This is a genomic window from Pseudomonas sp. CCI3.1 (genome assembly GCF_034313985.1).
Lineage (GTDB): Bacteria > Pseudomonadota > Gammaproteobacteria > Pseudomonadales > Pseudomonadaceae > Aquipseudomonas > Aquipseudomonas psychrophila.
The window spans coordinates 2,844,982-2,869,924 of record NZ_JAVIWO010000001.1 but is presented as its reverse complement, the minus strand read 5'-3'; the positions used below and the strand labels follow the sequence as shown (position 1 = coordinate 2,869,924).

Here is a 24,943-nt window from a genome sequence, read left to right as displayed (position 1 = left end):
GCGTCATGAGCCGCATGTCAGAACAGGTTTTGAACGGATCTCATTTTTTACCCTCCGTAAGTGACGGATTGCATTAGGGAAAACAAAAGTGCCCGGATTTCTTCCTACAACACGCCATCGTTTTATCGGTGTCGATATCAGCCAGCAAGCGATCAAAGTCGTCGAACTGAGCCGTTCCCGGGGCAAGTTCATGCTTCAAGGCTATGCCATAGAACCGTTGCCAGCCGGGCTTACGGGGCATCAGACCGGCGCTGAGTCCAAAAGTGTCGTTCAAGCACTCCAGAGAGCGCTGGAAAAAGCTGCCGTTGTGACCAGTAATGCCATTGTCGGAATCCCCGACGGGCAAGTTATCTGCAAAACCCTTGAGGTCGAGGCGGGCTTGAATGAAATCGAGCTTGAACTTCATGTACGGCTGGAGGCGGAGCAACATATTCCTTATGCGCTTGAAGACGTGGCGCTGGATTTCGAAGTTCAAGGTTTTTCATCGAGCCATCCGGGACGGATCAACGTACAGGTGGCGGCGTGTCGCCAAGAAGCACTTGAGTGGCATCGTTGCGTTTTGACCAGTGCCGGTTTGACTCCACGAGTGGTCACAGTCCAGGCCCATGCCCTGGCACGTGGCGTTGAGGCCATGGCCCCAAACGTTGCGTTGCAAGATGCAGTAGCGGTGCTTGACCTTGCACCCCATGCACCTTTTTTGAGCGTGGTGTGCCAGGGGCAGGTGATTTATTCCCGCGAGTTGCGCCTTGAGCCGGAAGCTGCAGAGCAACATGGGTTCGAAAATACGATATCCGGGCATCTGAAGCGCGAGTTAGAGCTGCTTGCCCAGTCCGGCATTGAAGAGACTATCGCCATGATCATACTCGCTGGCGAGGCGGCAACGACCCCTGGGTTGAGGCAGTGTATTGAGACCCGGCTCGGTACGCCGACACGTACCGCCAATCCCTTTTCGACCATGAGCCTTGAGCCCGCGCTCGCACCTGAAGCCTTGCTCTGCGATGCTCCAGTATTATTGACTGCCTGCGGTCTGGCCTTGAGGGGGTTTGATTGATGGCGAAAATCAATTTTTTGCCTTGGCGCGCGTTGTTGCGTGAAAAGCGGGGCAAACGGTTTTTGATGGTGCTGGCTGTACTGTCGGTGGGGACGGCGGCGGGTTTGTTTGCTGCTGACCAATTTATCGACAACCTGGTCGAGCAGCAGCTGGAGCGCAATGACTTGATCCGCAGTGCCACGTTCCAGCTGGACGGTCGCGCGGAGCAAATCGATCAGTTGAAAGTGCGCCGCGAGCAATTGCTCGAGCGCATGCAAACAATCGGGGCACTGCAGAGCAGCCGATCGAGCAGCGGGATTATTTTGGAGCAGTTGGCGCGCAGTTTGCCCGAAGGCGTACATTTCACCGACGTGAAAATGACCGAGGGCACCATCGTCATCACGGGGGTTGCCCAGTCCAATAACCTCGTCGCGCAGCTGATGCGAAATCTGGATGCTTCACACTGGCTGGAAACGCCTGAACTTAATGACGTCAAGGCAGATCCCGCCCATGCCGGGGGGCAAGAGCGTCAATTTCAGATGACGGTGCGCGAAGCTCGGCATGCACCTGCCGGGGGGCAGTTATGAATGCTGCGCTATGGCTGCAGAGCCTGCGCAGCTTTGACCTGCGGGAGCTGGACTTCGGAAGTCCGGGAACCTGGTCGCCAAAACGCAAAACCGCCGTGGCTTTGGCGTGGCTGGGGGTGATGTTTGTACTGGGGTATCCGCTGCTGCTGCAGCCCTCGGTTGTCCGGTTGCAACAGCAGCATGAAGCTCAAACCAAACTAAAAACCGAGTTTGAAGCTCGGGTTGCCCAGGTTGCGAACCTGGATGCCTACTTGAAGCAAATGCAAGGGCTGGAAGCTGCCTTTAGTGTGTTGCTCAAACAACTCCCTGCTCAGGCGCAAGTGCCTGGTTTGCTCGATGAAATTTCGCGACTGGGCCACCTCAATGGCCTGGCGATCGAGCAGATTCACTGGTTACCCGAAGTCCTCCAGCCGTTCTATGCCGAATTGCCCTTGCAGATGACCCTTGCGGGTGGGTACCACGAGTTGGGGCTCTTCGTCAGCGCCATGGCGAGCCTGCCACGCATCGTCACTCTTCATGATTTCGCACTTGCGCCGCTCAACGGCACAGGCGACGGTCAGTTGCGCATGACGCTGCTGGCCAGAACCTACCGCACCCATGATCAAGGACTGATCCCATGAGTGTTTGTTATCGACTGTTTGGTGCTGGATTGCTGGCGAGCCTGGCGGGGTGCGATAACCCGCAGAGCACCGGGGAGCTGCAACGGTATTTGCAGGCCACGCAGGCGCACCCGGGCACTGCCATTGAGCCGCTTCCCGAGATGAGTGCTGCACATGTGTTTACGTATGACGCGTTGACGTTGCGCAATCCTTTTCAAGCCGTATCCGGGCGCGGGGCTGGTGGTTGGCAGGCCAGCCTTGTCGGTGATGAACTTGACGGTGACCGGGTGCGGCAGTTCCTGGAAGGCTTCGACCTTGAGCAATTCGAGATGGTCGGGACGCTGTCCAATGATCTGGAAACCAACGTCTTGCTCCGGGCCAATGGCGTTATTCACCGCTTGAAAGTAGGTGATTACCTGGGGCGCAACAATGGCCAGATTGTCTCTGTAGGCACGGCTCAGGTTGAAGTGTTTGAAGTGATTTCCGATGGTCGGGGCGGTTGGCTGGAAAGGTCCCTGACGATCCCTCTAAAGCAACAGTCTTAACGGATAAACACCATGAAAAGGATTTCACCGGTCTGCGTACTGGCGCTATGGAGTGCGCTGAATTCGCAGGCAACGCTGGCGATTGCTACGCCTGCAGACACCCACCCCTCGTATGTCGGCGACACAATGTCCCTTAACTTTCAGGAGGTTGAAGTGCGCACAGTGCTTCAGCTACTGGCAGATTTTACGGGGTTCAATCTGGTGGTCAGCGACGCTGTTCAAGGCAGCATTACCCTCAACCTGCAGGACGTACCCTGGGATCAGGCGCTGGATCTGGTGCTAAAGAGCAAGGGTCTGGGCAAGCGCCTTGAGGGCAATGTGCTGATGATCGCCCCCTCTGACGACATCGCAGCGGGTGAGCGGCAAGAGCTTGAGGCCCGCAATCAACTGGCCCGACTTGCGCCTTTGCGCAGAGAATTGGTGCAGGTCAATTACGCCAAGGCAGCAGATATTGCCAAATTGTTCCAGTCGGTGACCGGTGCTCAACCTGGTAATGACGGGCAGGGCACTGTCACGGTGGACGAACGCACCAATAACATCATCGCCTTTGAGTCTGGAGAGCGGCTGGATGAGTTGCGACGCCTCGTGGCTCAACTGGATGTTCCGGTACGTCAGGTCATGATCGAGGCCCGGATTGTTGAGGCGGGCGTGGACTTCGAGAAAAGCCTGGGGGTTCGTTGGGGTGGAACGCTGCGCAACGAAGGCCGCTGGAGTGCGGGCGGCATTACCCGCTCGGGCGGGTCAGAGGTCGCGCCCGGAAATCTGGGTGCGCCCTTTGTGGATCTCGGCGTTTCAGGCAATACCTCCGGGCTGGGTATCGCCTTTATCACCAACAATGTGTTGTTGGACCTGGAACTGACGGCCATGGAAAAAACCGGCAATGGCGAAATCATTTCTCAGCCCAAAGTAGTTACCTCCGACAAGGAAACCGCCAAAATCCTCAAAGGCACTGAAATTCCCTATCAAGAGTCCAGTTCAAGCGGGGCCACATCGGTATCGTTCAAGGAGGCCTCGTTGTCCCTGGAAGTGACGCCGCAAATAACCCCGGACAACAGCGTCATTATGGAGGTCGTCGTTACCAAGGATGAGCCCGACTACATGAACAGGGTTCAGGATGTGCCACCCATCAAGAAGAATGAGGTCAGGGCCAAGGTGCTGGTCAGGGACGGTGAAACCATCGTGATTGGGGGAGTGTTCTCAAATACTCAAAGCAAAGTAGTAGATAAAGTGCCATTTTTAGGAGATCTGCCGTATGTTGGCCGACTTTTCCGTAGAGACGTTGTCCTGGAAAAAAAATCCGAACTGCTGGTGTTCCTGACTCCGCGTATCATGAACAACCAGGCGATTGCTGTGAGTCATTGATTCTGTGAGAAATTTGATTCTTGTTGGGCCAATGGGGGCTGGAAAAAGCACCATCGGACGTTTGCTGGCCAAAGAGTTGCACCTGCCGTTCAAGGATTCCGATAAGGAAATTGAAGTGCGCTCGGGTGCCAATATCCCGTGGATCTTCGACAAAGAAGGTGAACCAGGCTTCCGCGATCGTGAAACAGCCATGATTGTTGAGCTGTGCCATGAAAATGGCATTGTGCTGGCGACCGGTGGGGGTGCCGTCATGCGCCCCGAAAACCGGCTGGCGTTGCGCAATGGCGGGCGAGTGGTGTACTTGCATGCCTCTATCGAACAGCAGGTTGCTCGTACTTCACGTGACCGCAATCGACCTCTGTTGCGCAATGCAAACCCGGAAAAAATCCTGCGCGACTTGCTGGCCATCCGCGATCCGCTTTATCGAGAAATCGCTGATCTGGTGGTCGAAACCGATGAGCGGCCACCTCGCATGGTGGTTCTGGATATTCTCGAGCGACTGGCGCAGCTTGCTCCTCGGTAGGGCCGCTGTGCCAGACCATTAAAGTGCGGTACGAAATGCGCTATCCTCGGCGCCAGCAAAGGCTATTGGGTCGCGTCAGAACAGGGGCGGCCATCACTTGATAATTGCGAAGCAGGTCGTCGGTGACCTGTTTCAACGCGGGGATTCATGCAGACACTGAAGGTTGATCTAGGCGAGCGTAGCTACCCGATTCATATTGGCGAAGGTTTGTTGGATCAGCCGCAGTTGCTGGCCCCCCATATCGCCGGCCGCCAAGTGGCCATTGTGACCAATGCAACGGTCGCGCCACTCTATCTTGAGCGCCTGACGCGCAGCCTTGCGCAGTTCTCGGTCGTGCCGATTATCCTGCCCGACGGCGAGTCGTTCAAAAACTGGGAAACCCTGCAACTGATCTTCAGCGGCCTGCTCACTGCTCGCCACGATCGGCGTACCACGGTGATCGCTTTGGGCGGCGGCGTGGTGGGTGACATGGCAGGCTTTGCGGCAGCCTGCTACCAGCGCGGTGTTGATTTCATCCAGGTGCCGACCACCTTGCTGTCTCAGGTCGATTCGTCGGTGGGCGGCAAAACCGGTATCAACCACCCGCTGGGCAAGAACATGATCGGTGCTTTTTATCAGCCCAACCTGGTACTGATCGATACCCAGACCCTCAATACGCTCCCGGCCCGTGAATTGTCTGCGGGGCTGGCTGAAGTCATCAAGTACGGCCTGATTTGCGATGAGCCGTTCCTGACCTGGCTCGAAGACAACATGGACGCTTTGCGTGCGCTGGATCAGGTCGCCCTGACCGCCGCAATTCAGCGTTCGTGCGCCGCCAAGGCTGAAGTGGTGGGGGCCGATGAGCGCGAAACAGGCGTACGCGCCACCCTTAACCTCGGTCATACCTTTGGTCATGCTATCGAAACCCATATGGGTTACGGCGTATGGTTGCATGGCGAGGCGGTAGCAGCAGGCACCGTGATGGCGCTGGAAATGTCCGCCCGCTTGGGCTGGATCAGCGATGCAGAACGTGACCGCGGTATTCGAATTTTCCAGCGTGCCGGTTTGCCAGTAGTACCGCCCAGCGAAATGACACCGGCCGACTTCATGCAACACATGGCTGTTGATAAAAAAGTGATCGACGGCCGCATGCGGCTGGTGCTGTTGCGTCGCCTGGGCGAAGCGACAGTGACTGACGATTACCCACAAGAGGTTCTCCAAGCCACGCTGGGTGCGGATTACCGCGCACTGGCTCAGCTTAAAGGTTAATAAGATCCCGATGACTAGTTTGCATGCCGACGAGGCGTTCCTCGGTCACTTCCAGCTCAACCACGACCCTTTTGCGCCGCGGGTACCGGGCTTCAAGTTTTTCCCTGCCCAGCGCAAGCCGGTGCTGGGGCAGTTGCATCACCTTGCCCGTTACAGCCAGTTGTTGCTGGTGGTCACCGGGCCTGAAGGCAGCGGCAAGACCTTGCTGCGTCAGGCACTGGTCGCGAGCACCAATAAGCAGTCTGTGCAGAGTGTCGTGGTGTCGGCGCGGGGTGTTGGCGATGCAGCTGGCATTTTGCACCAGGTGGCACAGACCCTGAATGTTGCACGCCCCGATGTGGGCTCCATTCTGGGGCAAGTCGTGCAATTGGCACTGACCGGGCAAGAAGTCTACTTGTTGGTTGATGACGCCGAGCAGTTGGACGAGTCGGCAATGGAAGCATTGCTGGCGCTGGCCGCGGGAGTGCCCGAAGGCCGTCCGCATGTGTTCCTGTTCGGTGAGCCGTCGATGATCGCCGGGCTGGAACAGTTGAGCGGTGATGAAGAACGTTTTCATGTCATCGAGTTGCAGCCCTATACCCTCGATGAAACCCGTGAGTATCTGGCCCAACGCCTGGAAGGTGCAGGGGCAGGAATCGAACTCTTTAGCGCTCAGCAGATCTCAGATATACACGAGAGCTCCGAGGGCTGGCCTGGCACGATTAACCAGGTCGCCCGCGATGCAATGATCGAAGCCATGATTGCCAGCCGTTCAGCGGTCAAGCGTCCAAGTATGGGGTTCAAGATGCCGAAGAAACACGTATTGGCCATTGGTGCAGTAGTGGTAGTAGCTGTAGCTGCTGCTGTATTGATACCGGGTCGTGGCAAGGCGCCTGTCGCGCCGGGTGCCGAACAGACACAACTGGGGCAGGCCGCTCCCAATGGCGGTGCCCAGCCGTCGGTTGATTTCGCAGGCTCTTCGCAGCCTATGCCGTTGCCGCTGGTGGGGCAGTCGCAGCCGGTCATGCGCGGCCCGTTGGCTGAAGAGGCCGGGGGTATCTCTGAGGGTGACGATGGAGGTGTTCCTGCGGTCGACGGTGGTGTTGCCTCGCCACCCACCGTCACCACCACTGCACCACCGGTTGGCGTGCCTTCAGGCCCGGCGCCAGTGGCGACACCGGCACCGACCGTGGCAACGGCCAAGCCAGCACCAGCTCCTGTCGCCAAGCCTGCTCCGGCCCCGGCAGCCAAGCCAGTGGTCAAGCCGGCCGAGAAGCCTGTCACTGTGGCGAAGGCTGCACCGGGCGGCAGCTGGTATTCCAGCCAGCCAGCCAACAACTATGTGGTGCAGATCGTCGGCACTAGCTCTGAAGCGTCTGCGCAAAATGTCGCTAAAGAACTGGGCGGCGATGCCCGTTATTTCAAGAAGTCCTTGAACGGCAAGCCGCTGTACGTCGTCACCTATGGCAATTTCCCAAGCCATGCCGCAGCCACTGCGGCAATCAAGAACTTGCCAGCGAAGACACAGGCTGGTAAACCTTGGCCTCGCACTGTCGCCAGCGTCCAAAAAGAGCTGGCTACAGCTCGCTGATGATCCGGCGACCTTACCCAGGTCGCCGTTCTAGCACATCAAATTCCTGCTTGTGTATGCGGGCTTTCCAAGCCGCATGCCTTGTGGTGTCTGCGCCGCGCAGCAGTCGACATCAAAAATGTTTTGACTAGCACGAGCAATCGCTTTAAACCTTTCATAAATGCGACACGAACTTACGGTTAATCGCCGCTAAATTTGTGGGTCTTTGTGACGGTGTGTAGAATGACCACCCTTTTGCCCCTGCCAAGCTGGCGTACGTTCAGCGCGGGGAGCAGTGGTTGAATTAAAAGAAATTTGCCCCTTTTTGGGGCAGCCTGGTGAGAAAGTGTCTATGAAAGCAGGTCTGTACCACCCCGATGAATTCAAGGATAACTGTGGTTTCGGCCTGATTGCCCATATGCAGGGCGAACCTAGTCATACCCTTCTACAAACCGCCATTGAAGCCCTGACCTGCATGACCCACCGCGGTGGGATCAACGCAGACGGCAAGACCGGTGACGGTTGTGGCCTGCTGATTCAAAAGCCTGACCTGTTCTTGCGTGCAACCGCCAAGGAACAGTTCGGCGCAGATTTGCCCAAGCAATACGCCGTCGGCATGGTGTTTTTCAACCAGGACCCGATCAAGGCCGAAGCGGCCCGCAACAACATGAACCGCGAAATTCTCGCGGCGGGTCTGCAATTGGTGGGCTGGCGCAAGGTGCCAATCGATACCAGCGTTCTGGGCCGCCTGGCACTGGAACGTTTGCCGCAGATCGAGCAAGTGTTTATCGCAGGCGACAACCTGAGCGATCAGGACATGGCGATCAAACTGTTCAGCGCCCGTCGCCGCTCATCGGTGAGCAACGCAGCTGACACTGACCACTACATCTGCAGCTTTTCCCACAAGACCATCATTTATAAAGGCCTGATGATGCCGGCGGATCTCACCGCCTTTTATCCGGACCTGAGCGACGAGCGCCTGCAAACCGCAATCTGCGTGTTTCACCAGCGTTTCTCCACCAATACCCTGCCGAAATGGCCGCTGGCTCAGCCATTCCGCTTTCTCGCCCACAACGGCGAGATCAACACCATCACCGGTAACCGCAACTGGGCCCAGGCCCGTCGCACCAAGTTTGCCAACGACCTGATCGGCGACCTCGATGAGCTCGGCCCACTGGTTAACCGCGTGGGTTCTGACTCCTCGAGCATGGACAACATGCTGGAACTGATGGTCACCGGCGGCATCGACCTGTTCCGTGGCGTGCGCATGCTGATTCCACCGGCGTGGCAGAACGTTGAAACCATGGACCCCGACCTGCGGGCGTTCTATGAGTACAACTCCATGCACATGGAACCGTGGGACGGCCCGGCCGGCGTTGTAATGACTGACGGTCGCTACGCGGTCTGCCTGCTCGACCGTAACGGTCTGCGCCCGGCACGCTGGGTTACCACCACCAACGGCTACATCACCATCGCCTCTGAAATTGGCGTGTGGGACTACAAGCCTGAAGACGTGATCGCCAAAGGCCGTGTAGGTCCTGGCCAGATCCTGGCCGTGGACACCGAAACCGGCCAGGTACTGGACACCGACTCCATCGACAACCGTTTGAAGTCGCGTCACCCGTACAAACAGTGGCTGCGCAAGAATGCCCTGCGCATTCAGGCCACCATCGACGACCATGACCACGGTTCGGCGTTTTACGACGTTGATCAGCTCAAGCAATACATGAAGATGTATCAGGTCACGTTCGAAGAGCGCGATCAGGTGCTGCGTCCATTGGGCGAACAAGGCTACGAAGCCGTAGGTTCGATGGGTGACGACACGCCAATGGCCGTGCTGTCCCAGCGTGTTCGCACGCCATACGACTACTTCCGCCAGCAGTTCGCGCAGGTTACCAACCCGCCGATCGATCCGCTGCGTGAAGCCATCGTCATGTCCCTGGAAATCTGCCTCGGTGCCGAGCGCAACATCTTCCAGGAATCCCCGGAGCACGCTTCGCGCGTCATCCTCAGTTCGCCCGTGATCTCGCCTGCCAAATGGCGCTCGCTGATGAACCTCGACCTGCCGGGCTTTGAGCGTCAGATCATCGACCTCAACTACGACGAGAGCGTTGGCCTTGAAGCCGCTGTACGCAATATCGCCGATCAGGCCGAAGAAGCCGCACGTGCAGGCCGTACTCAGATCGTTCTGAGTGACCGTCACATCGCACCGGGCAAGTTGCCGGTTCACGCCTCGTTGGCTGTGGGTGCCGTGCATCACCGCTTGACCGAAAAAGGCCTGCGCTGCGACAGCAACATCCTGGTTGAAACCGCTACTGCCCGTGACCCGCATCACTTTGCGGTGCTGATCGGCTTCGGCGCCTCGGCGGTCTATCCGTTCCTGGCTTACGAAGTTTTGGGTGACTTGATTCGTACCGGTGAAGTCCTTGGCGACCTCTATGAGGTATTCAAGAACTACCGCAAAGGCATCACCAAGGGCTTGCTCAAAATCTTGTCGAAAATGGGCATCTCGACCATTGCTTCGTACCGTGGTGCGCAGCTGTTCGAGGCCATCGGCCTGTCTGAAGAAATCTGCGACCTGAGCTTCCGTGGCGTACCAAGCCGCATCAAGGGCGCCCGTTTCATTGACCTTGAAGCCGAGCAAAAGCTGCTGGCGGCCGAAGCCTGGAGCGCGCGCAAGCCGATCCAGCAAGGGGGCCTGCTCAAGTACGTGCACGGCGGCGAATACCACGCCTATAACCCGGACGTGGTGGCCACCCTGCAAGCCGCTGTGCAACAGGGCGACTACAGCAAGTTCAAGGAATACACCGCCCTGGTCGACAAGCGTCCAGTGTCGATGATCCGCGACCTGTTCCAGGTAAAAACCCTCGACACGCCACTGTCCATCGACGAAATCGAACCGCTGGACTCGATCCTCAAGCGTTTCGACTCGGCCGGCATCTCGCTGGGTGCCTTGTCGCCAGAGGCCCACGAAGCCCTGGCTGAAGCCATGAACCGTTTGGGCGCACGCTCCAACTCCGGTGAAGGCGGCGAAGACCCGGCGCGTTACGGCACGATCAAAAGTTCAAAAATCAAGCAAGTGGCCACTGGCCGTTTCGGTGTGACCCCGGAATACCTGGTCAACGCCGAAGTGCTGCAAATCAAAGTTGCCCAAGGCGCCAAGCCGGGTGAGGGCGGGCAACTGCCGGGCGGCAAGGTTAATGGCCTGATCGCCAAACTGCGATATGCCGTACCCGGCGTCACCCTGATTTCGCCACCGCCACACCATGACATCTATTCCATCGAAGACTTGTCGCAACTGATCTTTGACTTGAAACAAGTCAATCCCAAAGCGCTGGTCTCGGTGAAACTGGTAGCTGAAGCGGGCGTAGGCACCATCGCCGCAGGCGTGGCCAAGGCCTATGCCGACCTGATCACCATCTCCGGCTATGACGGCGGCACCGGTGCATCACCGCTGACGTCCATCAAGTACGCGGGCGCTCCGTGGGAGCTGGGCCTGGCTGAAACCCACCAGACCCTGCGCGGTAACGACCTGCGCGGCAAAGTGCGGGTACAAACCGACGGCGGCCTGAAAACCGGCCTCGACGTGATCAAGGCAGCGATTCTGGGCGCTGAAAGCTTTGGCTTCGGTACTGCACCGATGATCGCTCTGGGTTGCAAATACCTGCGTATTTGCCACCTCAACAACTGCGCCACCGGTGTCGCGACCCAAAACGAATCGCTGCGTAAAAACCACTACATCGGCACTGTCGACATGGTCGTCAACTTCTTCACCTACGTGGCTGAAGAAACCCGCGAGTGGCTGGCGAAACTGGGCGTGCGCACCCTCGAAGAGCTGATCGGCCGTACCGACCTGCTGGACATCCTGCAGGGCGAGACCGCCAAACAGCACAACCTGGACCTTACGCCCCTGTTGGGCAGTGATCACATCCCGGCGGACAAACCACAGTTCTGCCAGGTAGAGCGCAACCCGCCGTTCGACAAAGGCCTGCTGGCTGAGAAGATGGTCGACTTGGCCACGTCTGCCATCAACGACATGAGCGGTGCCGAGTTCGACCTCGACATCTGCAACTGCGACCGTTCGATTGGTGCGCGTATCTCGGGTGAAATTGCCCGTGCCCACGGCAACCAGGGCATGGCCAAAGCACCAATCACCTTCCGCTTCAAAGGCACTGCAGGTCAGAGCTTTGGCGTGTGGAACGCCGGTGGTTTGAACATGTACCTGCAAGGCGATGCCAACGACTACGTGGGCAAAGGCATGACCGGCGGTAAGCTGGTGATAGTCCCGCCTGTAGGCAGCATCTACAAAACTCAGGACAGCGCCATTGTCGGCAACACCTGCCTGTACGGGGCAACCGGCGGCAAGTTGTTCGCGGCCGGTACGGCGGGCGAGCGTTTCGCCGTGCGTAACTCTGGTGCTCACACCGTGGTTGAAGGTACAGGCGATCACTGCTGCGAATACATGACGGGCGGTTTCGTCTGCGTACTGGGCAAAACCGGTTACAACTTCGGCTCGGGCATGACAGGCGGTTTCGCCTACGTGCTGGATCAGGACAACACCTTCGTCGACCGGGTTAACCACGAATTGGTGGAAATCCAGCGGATCAGCGGCGAAGCGATGGAGGCATATCGCAACCATCTGCAACACGTGCTGGACGAATACGTCGAGGAAACCAATAGCGAGTGGGGTCGCAACCTCTCGGAAAACCTTGATGATTACCTGCGTCGTTTCTGGATGGTCAAGCCCAAGGCTGCCAGCTTGAAGTCGTTGCTTTCCAGCATCCGTGCCAACCCGCAGTGATATGCGCCTGAAGAGTTTGATGAGGTTTTAACAATGGCTGAACGTCTGAGTAACGACTTCCAGTTCATCGATGTCGGGCGCAAAGATCCGAAGAAGAAACTGTTACGTCAACGCAAAAAAGAGTTCGTGGAAATCTACGAACCCTTCAAACCCCAGCAGTCGGCCGAGCAGGCCCACCGCTGCCTGGGTTGCGGTAACCCGTACTGTGAATGGAAATGCCCTGTGCATAACTTCATTCCAAACTGGCTCAAGCTGGTGGCCGAGGGCAACATCCTCGCCGCCGCCGAACTGTCGCACCAGACCAACACCTTGCCCGAAGTCTGTGGCCGGGTGTGTCCGCAAGACCGCCTGTGCGAGGGTGCCTGCACCCTTAACGACGGTTTCGGCGCGGTGACCATCGGTTCGGTGGAGAAGTACATCACCGACACCGCGTTCGCCATGGGCTGGCGCCCGGACATGTCCAAGGTCGTACCGACCGGCAAGCGTGTGGCCATCATCGGTGCGGGCCCTGCGGGCCTGGGCTGTGCCGACGTACTGGTGCGTGGCGGTGTGACACCGGTGGTCTTCGACAAGAACCCGGAAATCGGCGGTCTGCTGACCTTTGGTATCCCGGAGTTCAAACTTGAAAAAACCGTCCTGAGCCACCGTCGCGAAGTGTTCACCGGCATGGGTATCGAGTTCCGTCTCAATACCGAAATCGGCAAAGACATCAGCATGGAAGAGCTGCTGGCCGAGTACGACGCCGTCTTTATGGGCATGGGCACCTACACCTATATGAAAGGTGGTTTTGCCGGTGAAGACCTGCCAGGCGTGCACGATGCACTGGATTTTCTGATCGCCAACGTCAACCGCAACCTGGGCTTTGAAAAATCGCCGGAAGACTTCGTCGACATGAAAGGCAAAAAGATTGTGGTGCTCGGTGGCGGCGACACGGCCATGGACTGCAACCGTACTTCGATTCGCCAGGGCGCCAAATCGGTGACTTGTGCCTATCGTCGTGACGAAGCCAACATGCCCGGCTCCCGTAAAGAAGTGAAGAACGCCAAGGAAGAAGGCGTGAAGTTCCTTTACAACCGTCAGCCGATTGCCATTGTCGGTGAAGGCAAGGTTGAAGGCGTGAAGGTGGTCGAGACCCGTCTCGGCGAGCCGGATGCCCGTGGCCGACGCAGCCCTGAGCCGATTCCGGGTTCTGAAGAGATCATCCCGGCAGACGCCGTGATCATCGCCTTTGGTTTCCGCCCGAGCCCGGCGTCATGGTTCGAGCAGTTCGAGATCCAGACCGACAGCCAGGGCCGCGTGATTGCGCCCGAGCAGTCGAAGTTCAAGCACCAGACCAGTCACCCGAAGATTTTTGCCGGTGGCGACATGGTGCGCGGTTCGGACTTGGTTGTGACCGCGATTTTCGAAGGCCGTACTGCGGCTGAAGGGATCATGGATTACCTGGGCGTGTAGCCCAATCCCCCTGTGGGAGCGGGCTTGCCCGCGATGGGATCAACCCGATCTGCTGATCAATCGAGTTGTCTGCATCGCGAGCAAGCCCGCTCCCACAGTTGTTTCACCGTGTTGCCAAATACGGTGTTACACCGCGTCAAATCGCCCCGATAGATAAAAGGCACGGCACTTGCCGTGCCTTTTGCGTCCGTCTCTGAGAAAATGCCCCCACTTTTTTTCCGGATGCTGACATGACTGTTCTCAAGAATGACCGTTTCCTTCGCGCTTTGCTCAAGCAACCCGTAGACGTAACGCCTGTCTGGATGATGCGTCAGGCCGGTCGCTACCTGCCGGAGTACCGTGCCAGCCGCGCCAAGGCCGGCGATTTCATGAGCCTGTGCAAGAACGCCGAATTCGCATGTGAAGTCACCATGCAGCCTCTGGACCGCTTCCCGCAGCTGGATGCGGCCATCTTGTTCTCCGACATCCTGACCATCCCCGATGCCATGGGCCAAGGCCTGTACTTCGAAACCGGCGAAGGTCCGCGCTTCAAAAAAGTTGTCAGCACCCTGGCCGACATCGAAGCACTGCCGATTCCCGACCCGCAAAAAGATCTCGGCTACGTGATGAACGCCGTCAGCACCATTCGCAAAGAGCTGAATGGTCGCGTGCCCCTGATCGGCTTCTCTGGCAGCCCGTGGACCCTGGCCACCTACATGGTTGAAGGTGGCTCCTCCAAGGACTTCCGCAAAACCAAGGCCATGCTCTATGACACCCCGCAGGCCATGCACTTGCTGCTCGACAAGCTGGCGCAGTCGGTGACCTCCTACCTCAATGGCCAGATCATGGCCGGTGCCCAAGCGGTCCAGATCTTCGACACCTGGGGCGGCAACCTGTCGTCTGCGGCATACCAGGAGTTCTCTTTGGCCTATATGCGCAAAATCGTCAGCGGCCTGATCCGCGAGCACGAAGGCCGCAAAGTGCCGGTCATCCTGTTCACCAAGAACGGCGGTCTGTGGCTTGAAAGCATTGCCGATGCAGGCGCTGACGCCCTGGGTCTGGACTGGACGTGCGACTTGGGCGAAGCCCGTAAGCGTGTGGGCAACAAGGTTGCGCTGCAAGGCAACATGGACCCGACCGTGCTGTACGCCAACCCGGAGGCGATCCGCACCGAGGTCAAGCGCATCCTGGCCAGCTACGGCACCGGTTCAGGCCACGTGTTCAACCTGGGCCATGGCATCACCCCTGAAGTGAAGCCGGAACACGCAGGTGCTTTTATCAGCGCGGTGCACGAGTTCTCGGGCCAGTATCACCAGTAAGTAACGCGCACAAAAAAGCCCGGGTCTCGATTGAGTCCCGGGCTTTTTTTTATGCTGTGTTTCGGGGGTTATGCGCTTTTCGCATTCCCCGGCAGCACCGGCAACCTGGCCAGATGCAGCGATACCAGCAAAGCAATCAGCAGCATGCCGACGATAAACGAACCGATACCGTTCCAGCCTGCCAGATGCCAGAACACGCCACCCAGAGTACCTGCGACGCTCGACCCGGCGTAGTAGCTGAACAGGTATAGCGACGACGCCTGCCCCTTGGCCTTGATGGCCCGGCGGCCGATCCAACTGCTGGCCACCGAGTGCGCGCCGAAGAAGCCGAACGTGAACATCAGCATGCCGATAATCACAAACGTTATGGGCTCGAGCATGGTCAGCGCGATCCCGGCCAGCATCAGCACAATCACGGCCCACAGCACACGGCGACGGCCCAGCTTGTCGGCCAGCGCGCCAATCTGCGCGGAGCTGTAGATGCCCGAGAGATAGACAATGGACAACAAACCCACCAGCGCCTGATTCATGTTGTAAGGGTCAGCCAGCAGGCGATAGCCGATGTAGTTGAACAGCGTCACAAAGCTGCCCATCAACAAGAAGGCTTCGAGGAACAGCCACGGCAGCCCGGCATCGCGAAAGTGCAGGGTGAAGCCTTCCAGCAGGCTGCGGGGGTTCATGGCTCGGGGGCGGAAGTTGCGCGATTCGGGCAGGATTTTCACAAACACCATCGCGGCGGCCAGCGCCAGGCCTCCGATCACCAGCATTGCCGTGTGCCAGCTCACAAAGTCGATCAATACGCCGCTGATCAAACGCCCGCTCATCCCGCCAATGGCGTTACCACCGATGTACAAACCCATGGCCAAGCCGATGTGCTGGGGATGAATTTCTTCACTCAAGTACGTCATCGCTACTGCGGCCAGACCGCTCAGCGACAAGCCCACCAGGGCGCGAGTAATCAGGACGCCTTCCCAGGTCGGCATCATCGCGCTGAGCAAGGTAAAGGCCGCCGCGGAAAACAGCGCAAATACCATCACCGGTTTGCGCCCAAAAGCATCGGAAATCGGTCCGGTGATCAGCAGACCAATGGCCAGCATCGCCGTGGCGACCGACAGGATCAGACTGCTTTGTGCCGCGCTGATCCCGTATTCATGGGACAGCACCGGCATCATCGGTTGCACACAATACAGCAGCGCAAAGGTCGCAAAGCCCCCCGAGAACAGCGCCAGCACCGTGCGCATAAACATCGGCGTGCCTTTCTCGATAAACACATCATTGAGTTGAGAGACAACATCATCCAGCGCGGATGGCGGGATTTCGTGGGCGAGCGGTGCAGCAGCAGTTTTCACGGGGACCTCAAGTTGCGGTAAAGCCGAGCGGCAATGACAAAAGAATATAGGCCGCTAACGATTCTTTCCAATATATTGTTCGACCTGTTTGATAGGTTTTACGACTCAATGGAGCTTGTATGGAATTGCGCCATTTGCGCTACTTCATCGCCGTCGCCGAAGAGCTGCACTTCGGCCGTGCAGCGCAGTTGCTGGGTATCTCGCAACCGCCCCTGAGCCAGCAAATTCAGGCACTGGAGCAGGAACTGGGCGCGCGTTTGTTTGATCGCACCAACCGTCGGGTTGAGCTCAGTGAAGCCGGGCGATTGTTTCTGGAAGAGGCGCGACTGGTGCTGGCCCAGGTCGACAAGGCAGCCGATGTGGCCCGGCGTGCGCAGTTGGGTGAACTGGGCGAATTGAAGATCGGCTTTACCTCCTCGGCACCGTTCAATTCCAGCATCCCCCAGGCCATTTTTGCGTTCCGCCAAGCGTTCCCGGCGGTGCACCTGAACCTCAAGGAAATGAGCAGTCGCGAGGTGGCCGAGGGGTTGGTGGATGAGACCATTGAAGTCGGCATCATGCGTCCGCTGGCGTTGCCTGAGTCGTTAAGCGCCGTGGAGTTGTTTCGTGAGCCGCTGGTGGCGGTCATCCGCGCCGATCACCCCTTGGCTGAAGGCAGTGAGCATGGCTTGCAGTTGGCGGCGTTGGCGGATGAGCCTTTTGTGTTCTTCCCGCGCAGTTATGGCAGCGGTTTATATGCGCAGTTATTGAGCCTGGCGCGCCAGGCGGGTTTCAGCCCGCACTTTTCACAGGAAGCGGGTGAAGCCATGACCATCATCGGGCTGGTATCGGCGGGGCTGGGGGTGTCGGTGTTGCCGGCGTCGTTCCAGCACATGCGCATCAAGGGCGTGGTCTATCGGCCGCTGCTTGATCCGGATGCCAATACGGCGGTGTGGCTGGTGCAGCGCAAGGGTAATAACTCACCGATGGCAAATGCGTTCGCGGATTTACTGACCCGTAAAACGGTGGCCAGGGTTTAGGGCTTGCCCTCGATTCAGGCACTGCGGCTTTTCAGGCAAACCGTATCGATCCAATCGTGAGCAAGCCCGCTCCCACAGAGAACTGTGTTCAGGCCCGGGCTTGTCCGCGAGCAAATCCACATTCAGGTCGTGCCTAGCAGGCCATCAACTTATCCACAGACGCTTTGACCTGATGAATCAGATGCACCACTGCCAGCGCCACATCGCGGTTGAGGCCTTGCAGGTTATCGGCCGACGCATAGGCCGTGGCAATGGCGCAACGCAGCAGCTCTTCGGTGTGTTCGAGGGTTTGTTCGTGATCGTGTGTGTGAGTCATGGTTTATTTCCTCTCATTAAATAAGAGCTTTCACCATTTGCTTGCACACAAAGAGGGTGGCAGCTGTACGCGGGTGTGCAAGACCGGTCGAGAGGCACTTATTTCCGGCAGGCCCGAAGACCTCCCACGTACAGCCGCCATAAAATTGGGTTATTTGGCGGTGATAATCCAAGTTCCTTACTCGATTCGGACTTGCACGTCCGGTCACCCATGAGGAGTGACGAACCGCAGGCTAGCCATCGAAAGAGACAGGCGCAAGGCCCAGGAATTGTCTAGGAATAGTCCTGCGAAGGAAAGGGATCGCTCTCGCGCAAGGTCATCAATGGATCATTTATCGTGCGCTGGCGATAAAAGCAGTCAAACACGCGCGGTTGATTGCCAAAACCTGGAAGGAGAAAGACTTGTGACTGAGCATTTCACTCGTTGGGACAGTACTGAATTCCTTAAAACGGAAGAAGATATTGGGCACTATCTTGAAGCCTGCAGGGATGAAGCGGGTGATGATCCCGCCTTCATTGCCAAAGCACTGGGCAGGGTTGCCAAGGCAGGTGAGACTCTGAAGACCCTGGATAACCAGCCATCCCAGAGCCGGACAGACACCGTGCGATAACAGCAGTCTGTTTGTAAACAAGGCGCCGAAAGGCGCCTTTGTCATGTCTGAGGCTTACAACGGTTTTACCAGCGCCGCTTCAGACAGCTGTTTGGCCGTGCGTTCATTCTGGTTGTCCTTGAGGTCGCGCACGATATCGCGGTCCAGCAGGCGCACCCAGCGGATGTAGTTCTTGTGGATCTTGCCGTCCTTGTAGTCCAGGCCGCTGCTGTCGCGGTACTGGATACGGTAATGGTTGGCGCTGTACGGAATGTCGATTTCAGCGTGGTATTGCTCGCGCACGGTGATCTGCGCCTGCACCAGTTGCGGGGTGATTTTTTGCACCGTCCAGCCACGCCCGACCAGGGCTTTGACGATGGCTTGCTGCATCTGCGCGCGATCGCTGTGGATCGAGGCATGCAACGTGCGGTCCGGGTTCTGAATGGGTTTGTTGGTGCAGGACACGGTGCCCAGCAGGGCAAGGGCTATCAGGGTAATACGCAGCAAGTAAGGCATTCCATTGGCTCCAGAGGTGTTAAACCCAGCGACGGAAGATCAACGAGGTGTTGACCCCGCCAAAGGCAAAGTTGTTGTTCATCACGTAATCGTTGTGCATGACGCGCAATCCGTCGCGCAGGTAGTCCAGTTCGCCGCAACGGGGGTCGATTTCATCCAGGTTGAGCGTGGGCAGGTAGCGGTCGCTGTTCATCATTTCGATGCTGAACCACGATTCCAGCGCGCCACAGGCGCCCAGGGTGTGGCCCAGATAGCTTTTCTGGGAGCTGATGGGCATGTGTGTGCCGAACAGCTCGCGGGTGGCCAGGGTCTCGGCAATATCGCCCTGTTCAGTGGCGGTGCCGTGGCCGTTTACGTAGCCGATGGCATCCGCACCAATCCCCGCATCTTCCAGTGCCAGCTCCATCGCCCGGCGCATGGTGCTGACTTCCGGGCGGGTGGTATGCTGGCCGTCGGCGTTGCTGCCAAATCCGACGATTTCAGCATGGATATGCGCGCCACGGGCCAGTGCATGTTCCAGTTCTTCAAGCACCAGCATGCCGCCGCCTTCGCCGATGACCAGGCCGTCACGGCCCTTGTCATAGGGGCGCGGGCTGGTGTGCGGTGCGTCGTTTTTCAGGCTGGTGGCGTAGAGGGCGTCAAACACCATGGCTTCGGTGGGGCACAGTTCTTCTGCACCGCCCGCGAGCATCAGGGGCAGGCGGCCGAACTTGATGGCCTCGTAGGCGTAACCGATCCCCTGGCTGCCGCTGGTGCAGGCGCTGGACGTGGGGATCAGGCGCCCGGTCAGGCCAAAGAAAATGCTGATATTGGCCGCCGTGGTGTGCGGCATCATGCGGACATAGCTGTTGGCATTGAGGCCGTCCGCCACGGAGTTGAGCAGCATATTGCCGAATGCCTTGATCTCATCGGTGCTGCCGGTGGACGAGCCGCAGGCCACGCCCATGCGCCCGTCACGAATGATCGGGTTGCCCAGCAAGCCGGCATCCTGCAACGCCATCTCCGCTGCGCCAACGGCCAGGCGCGAGACGCGGCCCATGCTGCGCAGTTGTTTGCGGGTCCAGTGCGCGGGCACCGCAAAGTCATCAATAGGCCCGGCCAGTCGTGTGTTGAGTTCGGTGAAACGGTCCCACTCGTCCATGCGCCGAATGCCACTGCGCCCGGCCACACAGTTGGCTTCGATGCTGGCCCAGTCACAGCCCAGGGAGGTGATGCCGGCCATGCCGGTGACGACGACGCGCTTCATCAGCACAAGCCTCCATTGACGGCCAGCACCTGACGGGTGATGTAACCCGCTTCGGCCGACATCAAAAAGTTAACCGCCCCGGCGACTTCTTCCGGGGTGCCCATGCGTTGGGCGGGGATCATTTTCATCAGGTCTTCTACCGGTACGTTTTCGTCAAGCATGGCGGTGTCGATCAACCCTGGCGCAACGCAGTTGACGGTGATTTTACGTTTGCCCAGTTCGATGGCCAGGGCCTTGGCGGCGCCGATCAAGCCCGCCTTGGAGGCGCTGTAGTTGACCTGGCCGCGATTGCCGATCAAGCCCGATACCGAAGTGATGCAGACGATGCGCCCGGCAGCACGGCGACGGATCATGGGCATCATTACCGGGTGCAGCACGTTGTAGAAACCGTCGAGGTTGGTGCGCATCACGACGTCCCAATCGTCTTCGCTCAGGGCCGGGAACGCACCGTCGCGGGTCAGCCCGGCGTTGAGCACGACGCCGTAATAGGCACCGTGGGTTTCAACATCGGCTTCGAGTATGGCTTTGCATTGGGCGCGATCCGACACGTCGAATTGCAGCACTCGTGCGCTGCGGCCCAATGCCTGGACTTGTGCCATGACGGCGTCGGCTTCGTTGCGGCCACTGCGGCAATGCAGCACCAGGTCAAAACCGGCTTGCGCCAGACGCAGGGCAATGGCGCGGCCGATGCCACGGCTGGAGCCTGTGACCAAAATGGACTCAGTCATGGCGGGTCTCCTGGGATGCTTGAGCAAGGTAGTTTTCAGCCTGGGGCGGACGGAACACGTTCAGGCGGGCGCTGGCATGAATGCCGGGGCCGGTGAGGTGGCACTCGAACACGCCCATGCCGTTGTCGTCTTCCAGCGAGCGCAGTGCGTGGATGTGCAGTTGGGCACCGAGGGGAAAGTGTTCGACGTTGCATTCAAATTTGCGGGTGCCGAGCAAAAAGCCCAGCTCCACGGGACGGTCTTGCAGGCGAGCGCGACAACCGGCGTAGGCAGCCACGCTCTGTGCCATCAGTTCAATACCGACCCACGCGGGCAGACTGCCGTCTTCGCGATTGAACAAGCCGCCTGCGTGCACGGTGAGTCGGGTTTGAATCTGCTCTTCATCAAACGCCAGTACCTGATCGATGAGGATCATGTCGCCAGCGTGAGGCAAAAGTTCGGCGAGCGGCCAGTCAATCATGGGGCGTCTCCGATAATAAGGCTGACGTTATTGCCGCCGAAGGCAAACGAGTTGCTCATCAGGCAGCGTTGTGGAGCCGGGGCCAGGGTTTGTCCGGGCGTTACCCAGCTCAGCGCAGGCAGTGCCGGATCAGGCTGGCCGTCCCAGATGTGCGGGGGCAGGGCATCACCGTGGGTGAGGCTCAACCAGCAAAAGGCGGCTTCCAGTGCTCCGGCCGCACCCAGCGTGTGACCGGTCATGGGTTTGGTTGATGAACACGGCACGCCTTCGGGGAAGACCTGCGTCACTGCGTGGCTTTCCATCGCGTCGTTGTGCTGGGTGGCGGTGCCATGCAGGTTCAGATAACCGATGTGATCGGGCTGCAAACCCGCACGGCTCAGGGCCTTGTGCATGGCTTGAGCTGCGCCACGCCCGGAAGGTTCAGGGGCGGAAATATGATGCGCATCACTGCTGGCGCCCGCGCCGAGCAGGGCGATGGAGTGAGTGCCTGCAGGTTGCTTGCTCATCACAAACAGAACCGCCGCCTCACCGATGTTGATGCCGTGACGGTTCGCCGAAAACGGATTGCAGCGTTCATCCGACACGGCTTCCAGCGATGAAAAACCGTTGAGCGTGAGCTTGCACAGTGTGTCGACACCGCCGCACAGCACCACGTCGCACAGGTTCATGTCCAGCAGTCGCTGAGCACTCATCAGGGCACGGGCGCTGGAAGTGCAGGCGGTAGAAATCACATAGGTCGGCCCATTGATGTTCAGCCAGTCCGCCAGGAACGTGGCCGGTGCGCTCAGCTCTTGCTGCTGATAGGCGTAATCACTGGGGAACTGCTGATGTTGCAGGTAGTGGGCAATGCCCCGGCTGGCTTCATCGATACCCGAGGTGCTGGTCCCCAGCACTACGGCGATGCGCTCGCGGCCGAAAGTCTGAATCGCCTGTTCGATGTCGTCTCGAATCTGCAGCGCGGCGTCGAGCAGCAACTGATTGTTGCGGCTGCTTTGCGGGTTGAGTTCAGCCGCGATTGCAGGCAGCTCGCCACTGACCGCGCCGAGGGTCATCGAGCGCTCGGGCACCCAGCCGCTCTGACGCTGCATGCCCGAGCAGTCACCGGCAAACAGCTTGCGCGCGACTTCATCGCTGCCGCGACCCAGCGAACAGACCACGCCCAGGGCATTGAGGTAAGCAGTCATGGCGCGGTCTCCAGGGGGGTGATCCGGTAGTGCAGATCGCCCTTCATATCGATGCGAAAGACCCGGGGTTGCAGGTACTGCACTTGCCAGCGTTGTTCCATGAATCGCAGATCAGATTCGGATGTTGCCTGTGGATAATTATTCGACAGCTGCGCCTCTGGCGTCAGTGCAAACAATAACGCCGCGAACAGCTCGCGGGCTTCGGGATTGGGCGGTAACAGACCATCGGCGTGCCAGGTGCCGTCCTGCAACAATTGACGTGCCAGAGGAATGCCCAGTGGGTCCATCAATGACCAGCGCAGCCCGGCTTCTTCTTGCTGGATCACCAGCAACCAGTCCTGACGCTGATCGGCCTGTTCGCGCTGGATATGCAACTGCATGGGCAAGTCCAGGGTTGGGGTGTGCCTGGGCAGCGGCAAGCTGGTGCAGCCAGCCAGTAACAGGAGCAAGCACATCCACAGCGCGACACCGATTCTTGTAGCCGCTGCCGCAGGCTGCGATAAGGACCGCAGGGCCTTCAAAAAAACGGGCCTGCTTCGCACGCCATCGCAGCCTGCGGCAGCGGCTACAGGATTTGCATGGATCATTGGGCCAGGCCTTGCAGGGGCTTGCGCGCCACCACGTTGACCAGGGTTTCTTCCCGCTGGCCCACCGGCTTTGGCTTGACCAAGCCCAAACGCTCCAGCAGGCCGAAGTCCTTGGAACGGCTCCACCACAGGTACGGGTACGACACGTTCCGGTCTTCAAACTCAAAGCCCTGGTCGCGGATCATTTCCAGGTATTGCGCCGCGCTTTTTTGCACGTGCATGGGGTGGCGGAACAGCCAGCGGATCACCCAGGTATCGATGTAGGCCTCGGTGGACTCGGCAAACAGCAAGTAACCGCCCGGTTTGAGCACCCGGTAAAACTCGGCCAGGGCCCGGTCCTGCTGCACCAGATGGTGGAAAGTCTGGTGACAGAACAGAATGTCGACACTGGCATCGGCCACCTCCAGCTCGGCGCAGTCGCTGCCGATCAGTTCAATGTCGATGCCCTGACGCCGGGCTTCTTCTGCGCTCAATTGCAGGCTCAGCGGATCGGCATCCAGGCCAACCAGACGCGTGGGGGTGAAGGTTTTATGCAGATACTGGAACGATTTCCCCTGGCCGCAACCGGCATCCAGAATCACCGGCGCGTTTGGCAGTTCTTCACTGAACAGGCTGCGCAGGTCATTGACCGCCACCCGCAGCACATGGTGCTGCCAGGTGTGGCTACGCAAAAACCAGAAGCCCAGACGGGTTTCTTCAACGTAGGTATCGCTCAGCGGTTTCATGGGGACTCCGTCGCGCAGATGTCCGACAGCATGCGCAAACGGCGCTTGGGTTCGCTGACAAACGGGTTGTTTTCGTCCCAGGCATAGCCCGCCAGAATCGAACAGATCATGCGGCGAATCTGTGGCGAGCTGTCAGGGTGAAAGATCACGTCCTGGAAGGTCCCGGCGTACCAGCCTTCGACGTAGCAGCGGAAGGTATCGACACCGCGCTTGAGCGGCTCGGCAAACTCGGTTTGCCAGTCAACGGCTTCGCCTTGCAACTGTCGGTGCAGCACGCCAGCGGCCATGCTGGCCGAGCGCATGGCAATGGTCACGCCCGAGGAGAACACTGGGTCGAGGAACTCGGCCGCGTTGCCCAGTAGCGCAAAACCCGGGCCGTGCAGGGTTTTGACGTTGGCCGAGTAGCCGCCAATGGTACGCGCAGGAGTGTCCCACTCGGCATTGGTCAGCACGCGCTGCAGGCTAGGGGTCTCGTCAATAAAGCTGCGCAGGCACTCATCGAGGTTTTCGCTGCGCCCTGCAAAATGCTCTGCTGCCGCGACTACGCCCACCGAGCAGCGGCCATTGCTGAACGGAATGCTCCAGAACCAGATATCGCGCTGGGTCGGGTGGGTGGTGACGAGGATTTTATTGCGATCAAAACCGTCATCATCAATGCGGTCTTCAACGTGGGTAAAGACCGCCTGACGCACCGGGAAATTCGAGGGTGCTTCAAGATCGAGCAAGCGCGGGAGCACGCGGCCATAGCCGCTGGCGTCGAGGATAAAGTCAGTTTCGACCTGATAGCGGCTGCCGTCTTCGCGCTCAATGTCCAGCAACGGTCTGGCCCGTTCCACATCGGTGGCGATCACGGTCTGGCCGTAGCGGATTTCAACGCCCTGCAAGGCGGCCTGATCGGCCAGCAGCTTGTCGAAATCGGCGCGTTGCACCTGAAAGGTGGTGGGTTTGCCATTGCTGAACGTGTCACCAAAATCAAAGGCGCTGTACTGCTCGCCCCAGGCAAACGCGGCGCCGTTTTTCATCTGAAAACCGGCAGCTTGCACGGCTTGCAACATGCCCGCTTCTTCGACGAAGTCCAGGCAGTGCGACAGCAGGCTTTCACCAATGGAAAAGCGCGGGAAATGCTGGCGCTCGATGATCAATACATCGTGCCCCTTGCGTGTGAGCAAGGCCGAAGCGATGGCGCCGGACGGCCCTGCACCAATCACGACAACCTGACGACGTTCCATT

At 58.8% G+C, this 24,943-nt stretch carries 22 protein-coding genes and 1 pseudogene; 13 read left to right on the top strand and 10 right to left on the bottom strand.

The window, feature by feature from the left end; all coding sequences use genetic code 11:
- Window positions 1–88: 88 nt before the first annotated feature.
- The 11 genes from pilM (at window position 89) to hemE (ending at window position 14,994) form a co-directional block, all read left to right on the top strand.
- A complete protein-coding gene (pilM, locus tag RGV06_RS12995; RefSeq protein WP_322150154.1) occupies window positions 89–1,051 on the top strand; it encodes a type IV pilus biogenesis protein PilM in 963 nt (320 codons plus the stop codon).
- Window positions 1,051–1,617, top strand: a complete 567-nt coding sequence (locus RGV06_RS12990; RefSeq protein ID WP_019825276.1) for a PilN domain-containing protein — start codon at window positions 1,051–1,053, stop codon at window positions 1,615–1,617. Before pilM ends, RGV06_RS12990 begins: the two co-directional genes overlap by 1 nt.
- The gene (locus RGV06_RS12985) at window positions 1,614–2,237 is read left to right on the top strand and encodes a type 4a pilus biogenesis protein PilO (protein WP_019825278.1); all 624 of its coding nucleotides are present in this window, start codon (window positions 1,614–1,616) and stop codon (window positions 2,235–2,237) included. The genes RGV06_RS12990 and RGV06_RS12985 overlap by 4 nt, the downstream gene beginning before the upstream one ends.
- Entirely contained in the window at window positions 2,234–2,761 is a 528-nt protein-coding gene (locus RGV06_RS12980; RefSeq protein ID WP_019825279.1) for a pilus assembly protein PilP, read from the top strand. The genes RGV06_RS12985 and RGV06_RS12980 overlap by 4 nt, the downstream gene beginning before the upstream one ends.
- 12 nt (window positions 2,762–2,773) lie before the next feature.
- Window positions 2,774–4,123 carry a type IV pilus secretin PilQ gene (locus tag RGV06_RS12975; protein ID WP_046809122.1) on the top strand — a complete coding sequence of 450 codons (1,350 nt, stop codon included), beginning with the start codon at window positions 2,774–2,776 and terminating at the stop codon, window positions 4,121–4,123.
- A 4-nt stretch (window positions 4,124–4,127) separates the two neighbouring features.
- Window positions 4,128–4,646 (top strand): shikimate kinase AroK, encoded by a 519-nt coding sequence (gene aroK, locus RGV06_RS12970; protein ID WP_037032209.1) that lies wholly within the window; start codon window positions 4,128–4,130, stop codon window positions 4,644–4,646.
- A 147-nt stretch (window positions 4,647–4,793) separates the two neighbouring features.
- Window positions 4,794–5,894, top strand: coding sequence for a 3-dehydroquinate synthase (aroB, locus tag RGV06_RS12965; protein WP_046809123.1), 1,101 nt, complete (start codon window positions 4,794–4,796; stop codon window positions 5,892–5,894).
- A gap of 10 nt (window positions 5,895–5,904) precedes the next feature.
- Window positions 5,905–7,464 carry an AAA family ATPase gene (locus RGV06_RS12960; RefSeq protein WP_322150153.1) on the top strand — a complete coding sequence of 520 codons (1,560 nt, stop codon included), beginning with the start codon at window positions 5,905–5,907 and terminating at the stop codon, window positions 7,462–7,464.
- A 331-nt stretch (window positions 7,465–7,795) separates the two neighbouring features.
- Window positions 7,796–12,244 carry a glutamate synthase large subunit gene (gene gltB, locus RGV06_RS12955; RefSeq protein WP_322150152.1) on the top strand — a complete coding sequence of 1,483 codons (4,449 nt, stop codon included), beginning with the start codon at window positions 7,796–7,798 and terminating at the stop codon, window positions 12,242–12,244.
- 33 nt (window positions 12,245–12,277) lie between these two features.
- Window positions 12,278–13,696, top strand: coding sequence for an FAD-dependent oxidoreductase (locus tag RGV06_RS12950; RefSeq protein ID WP_019825289.1), 1,419 nt, complete (start codon window positions 12,278–12,280; stop codon window positions 13,694–13,696).
- A 230-nt stretch (window positions 13,697–13,926) separates the two neighbouring features.
- Entirely contained in the window at window positions 13,927–14,994 is a 1,068-nt protein-coding gene (gene hemE / locus RGV06_RS12945) for a uroporphyrinogen decarboxylase (protein ID WP_019825290.1), read from the top strand.
- 68 nt (window positions 14,995–15,062) lie between these two features.
- Here hemE and RGV06_RS12940 read toward each other — a convergent pair whose 3' ends face one another.
- Window positions 15,063–16,310 carry an MFS transporter gene (locus RGV06_RS12940; RefSeq protein ID WP_416194578.1) on the bottom strand — a complete coding sequence of 416 codons (1,248 nt, stop codon included), beginning with the start codon at window positions 16,308–16,310 and terminating at the stop codon, window positions 15,063–15,065.
- 152 nt (window positions 16,311–16,462) lie between these two features.
- Here RGV06_RS12940 and RGV06_RS12935 point away from each other — a divergent pair, with 152 nt between their 5' ends.
- On the top strand, window positions 16,463–17,362 hold the full coding sequence (locus RGV06_RS12935; RefSeq protein WP_048352355.1) for a LysR family transcriptional regulator: 900 nt from the start codon (window positions 16,463–16,465) through the stop codon (window positions 17,360–17,362).
- Window positions 17,363–17,495: 133 nt separating this feature from the next.
- On the opposite strand, the gene RGV06_RS12930 is transcribed toward RGV06_RS12935, so the two are convergent.
- The gene (locus RGV06_RS12930) at window positions 17,496–17,678 is read right to left on the bottom strand and encodes a DUF6124 family protein (RefSeq protein ID WP_322150150.1); all 183 of its coding nucleotides are present in this window, start codon (window positions 17,676–17,678) and stop codon (window positions 17,496–17,498) included.
- A 403-nt stretch (window positions 17,679–18,081) separates the two neighbouring features.
- Here RGV06_RS12930 and RGV06_RS12925 point away from each other — a divergent pair.
- Window positions 18,082–18,225 (top strand): annotated as a pseudogene (locus RGV06_RS12925) (DNA-binding protein); the annotation flags it as partial.
- A gap of 117 nt (window positions 18,226–18,342) precedes the next feature.
- Here the strand turns inward: RGV06_RS12925 and RGV06_RS12920 are convergent.
- The 8 genes from RGV06_RS12920 to RGV06_RS12885 all read right to left on the bottom strand — a co-directional run bounded on the left by RGV06_RS12920 (window position 18,343) and on the right by RGV06_RS12885 (window position 24,942).
- Window positions 18,343–18,783 (bottom strand): hypothetical protein, encoded by a 441-nt coding sequence (locus tag RGV06_RS12920; RefSeq protein ID WP_048352356.1) that lies wholly within the window; start codon window positions 18,781–18,783, stop codon window positions 18,343–18,345.
- Between the two features lie 19 nt (window positions 18,784–18,802).
- A complete protein-coding gene (locus tag RGV06_RS12915) occupies window positions 18,803–20,029 on the bottom strand; it encodes a beta-ketoacyl-ACP synthase (protein WP_322150149.1) in 1,227 nt (408 codons plus the stop codon).
- Entirely contained in the window at window positions 20,029–20,757 is a 729-nt protein-coding gene (fabG, locus tag RGV06_RS12910; RefSeq protein WP_019825301.1) for a 3-oxoacyl-ACP reductase FabG, read from the bottom strand. Before fabG ends, RGV06_RS12915 begins: the two co-directional genes overlap by 1 nt.
- Complete coding sequence (locus tag RGV06_RS12905) at window positions 20,750–21,217, bottom strand: hotdog family protein (RefSeq protein ID WP_019825302.1); 468 nt, start codon at window positions 21,215–21,217, stop codon at window positions 20,750–20,752. Before RGV06_RS12905 ends, fabG begins: the two co-directional genes overlap by 8 nt.
- Window positions 21,214–22,401 carry a beta-ketoacyl-[acyl-carrier-protein] synthase family protein gene (locus tag RGV06_RS12900; RefSeq protein ID WP_322150148.1) on the bottom strand — a complete coding sequence of 396 codons (1,188 nt, stop codon included), beginning with the start codon at window positions 22,399–22,401 and terminating at the stop codon, window positions 21,214–21,216. The genes RGV06_RS12905 and RGV06_RS12900 overlap by 4 nt, the downstream gene beginning before the upstream one ends.
- Window positions 22,398–22,856 (bottom strand): DUF3261 domain-containing protein, encoded by a 459-nt coding sequence (locus tag RGV06_RS12895; RefSeq protein WP_046809131.1) that lies wholly within the window; start codon window positions 22,854–22,856, stop codon window positions 22,398–22,400. Before RGV06_RS12895 ends, RGV06_RS12900 begins: the two co-directional genes overlap by 4 nt.
- A 128-nt stretch (window positions 22,857–22,984) precedes the next feature.
- Entirely contained in the window at window positions 22,985–23,713 is a 729-nt protein-coding gene (locus RGV06_RS12890; RefSeq protein WP_019825305.1) for a class I SAM-dependent methyltransferase, read from the bottom strand.
- A complete protein-coding gene (locus tag RGV06_RS12885) occupies window positions 23,710–24,942 on the bottom strand; it encodes an NAD(P)/FAD-dependent oxidoreductase (protein ID WP_233099473.1) in 1,233 nt (410 codons plus the stop codon). The genes RGV06_RS12890 and RGV06_RS12885 overlap by 4 nt, the downstream gene beginning before the upstream one ends.
- Between the last annotated feature and the right edge of the window lies 1 nt (window position 24,943).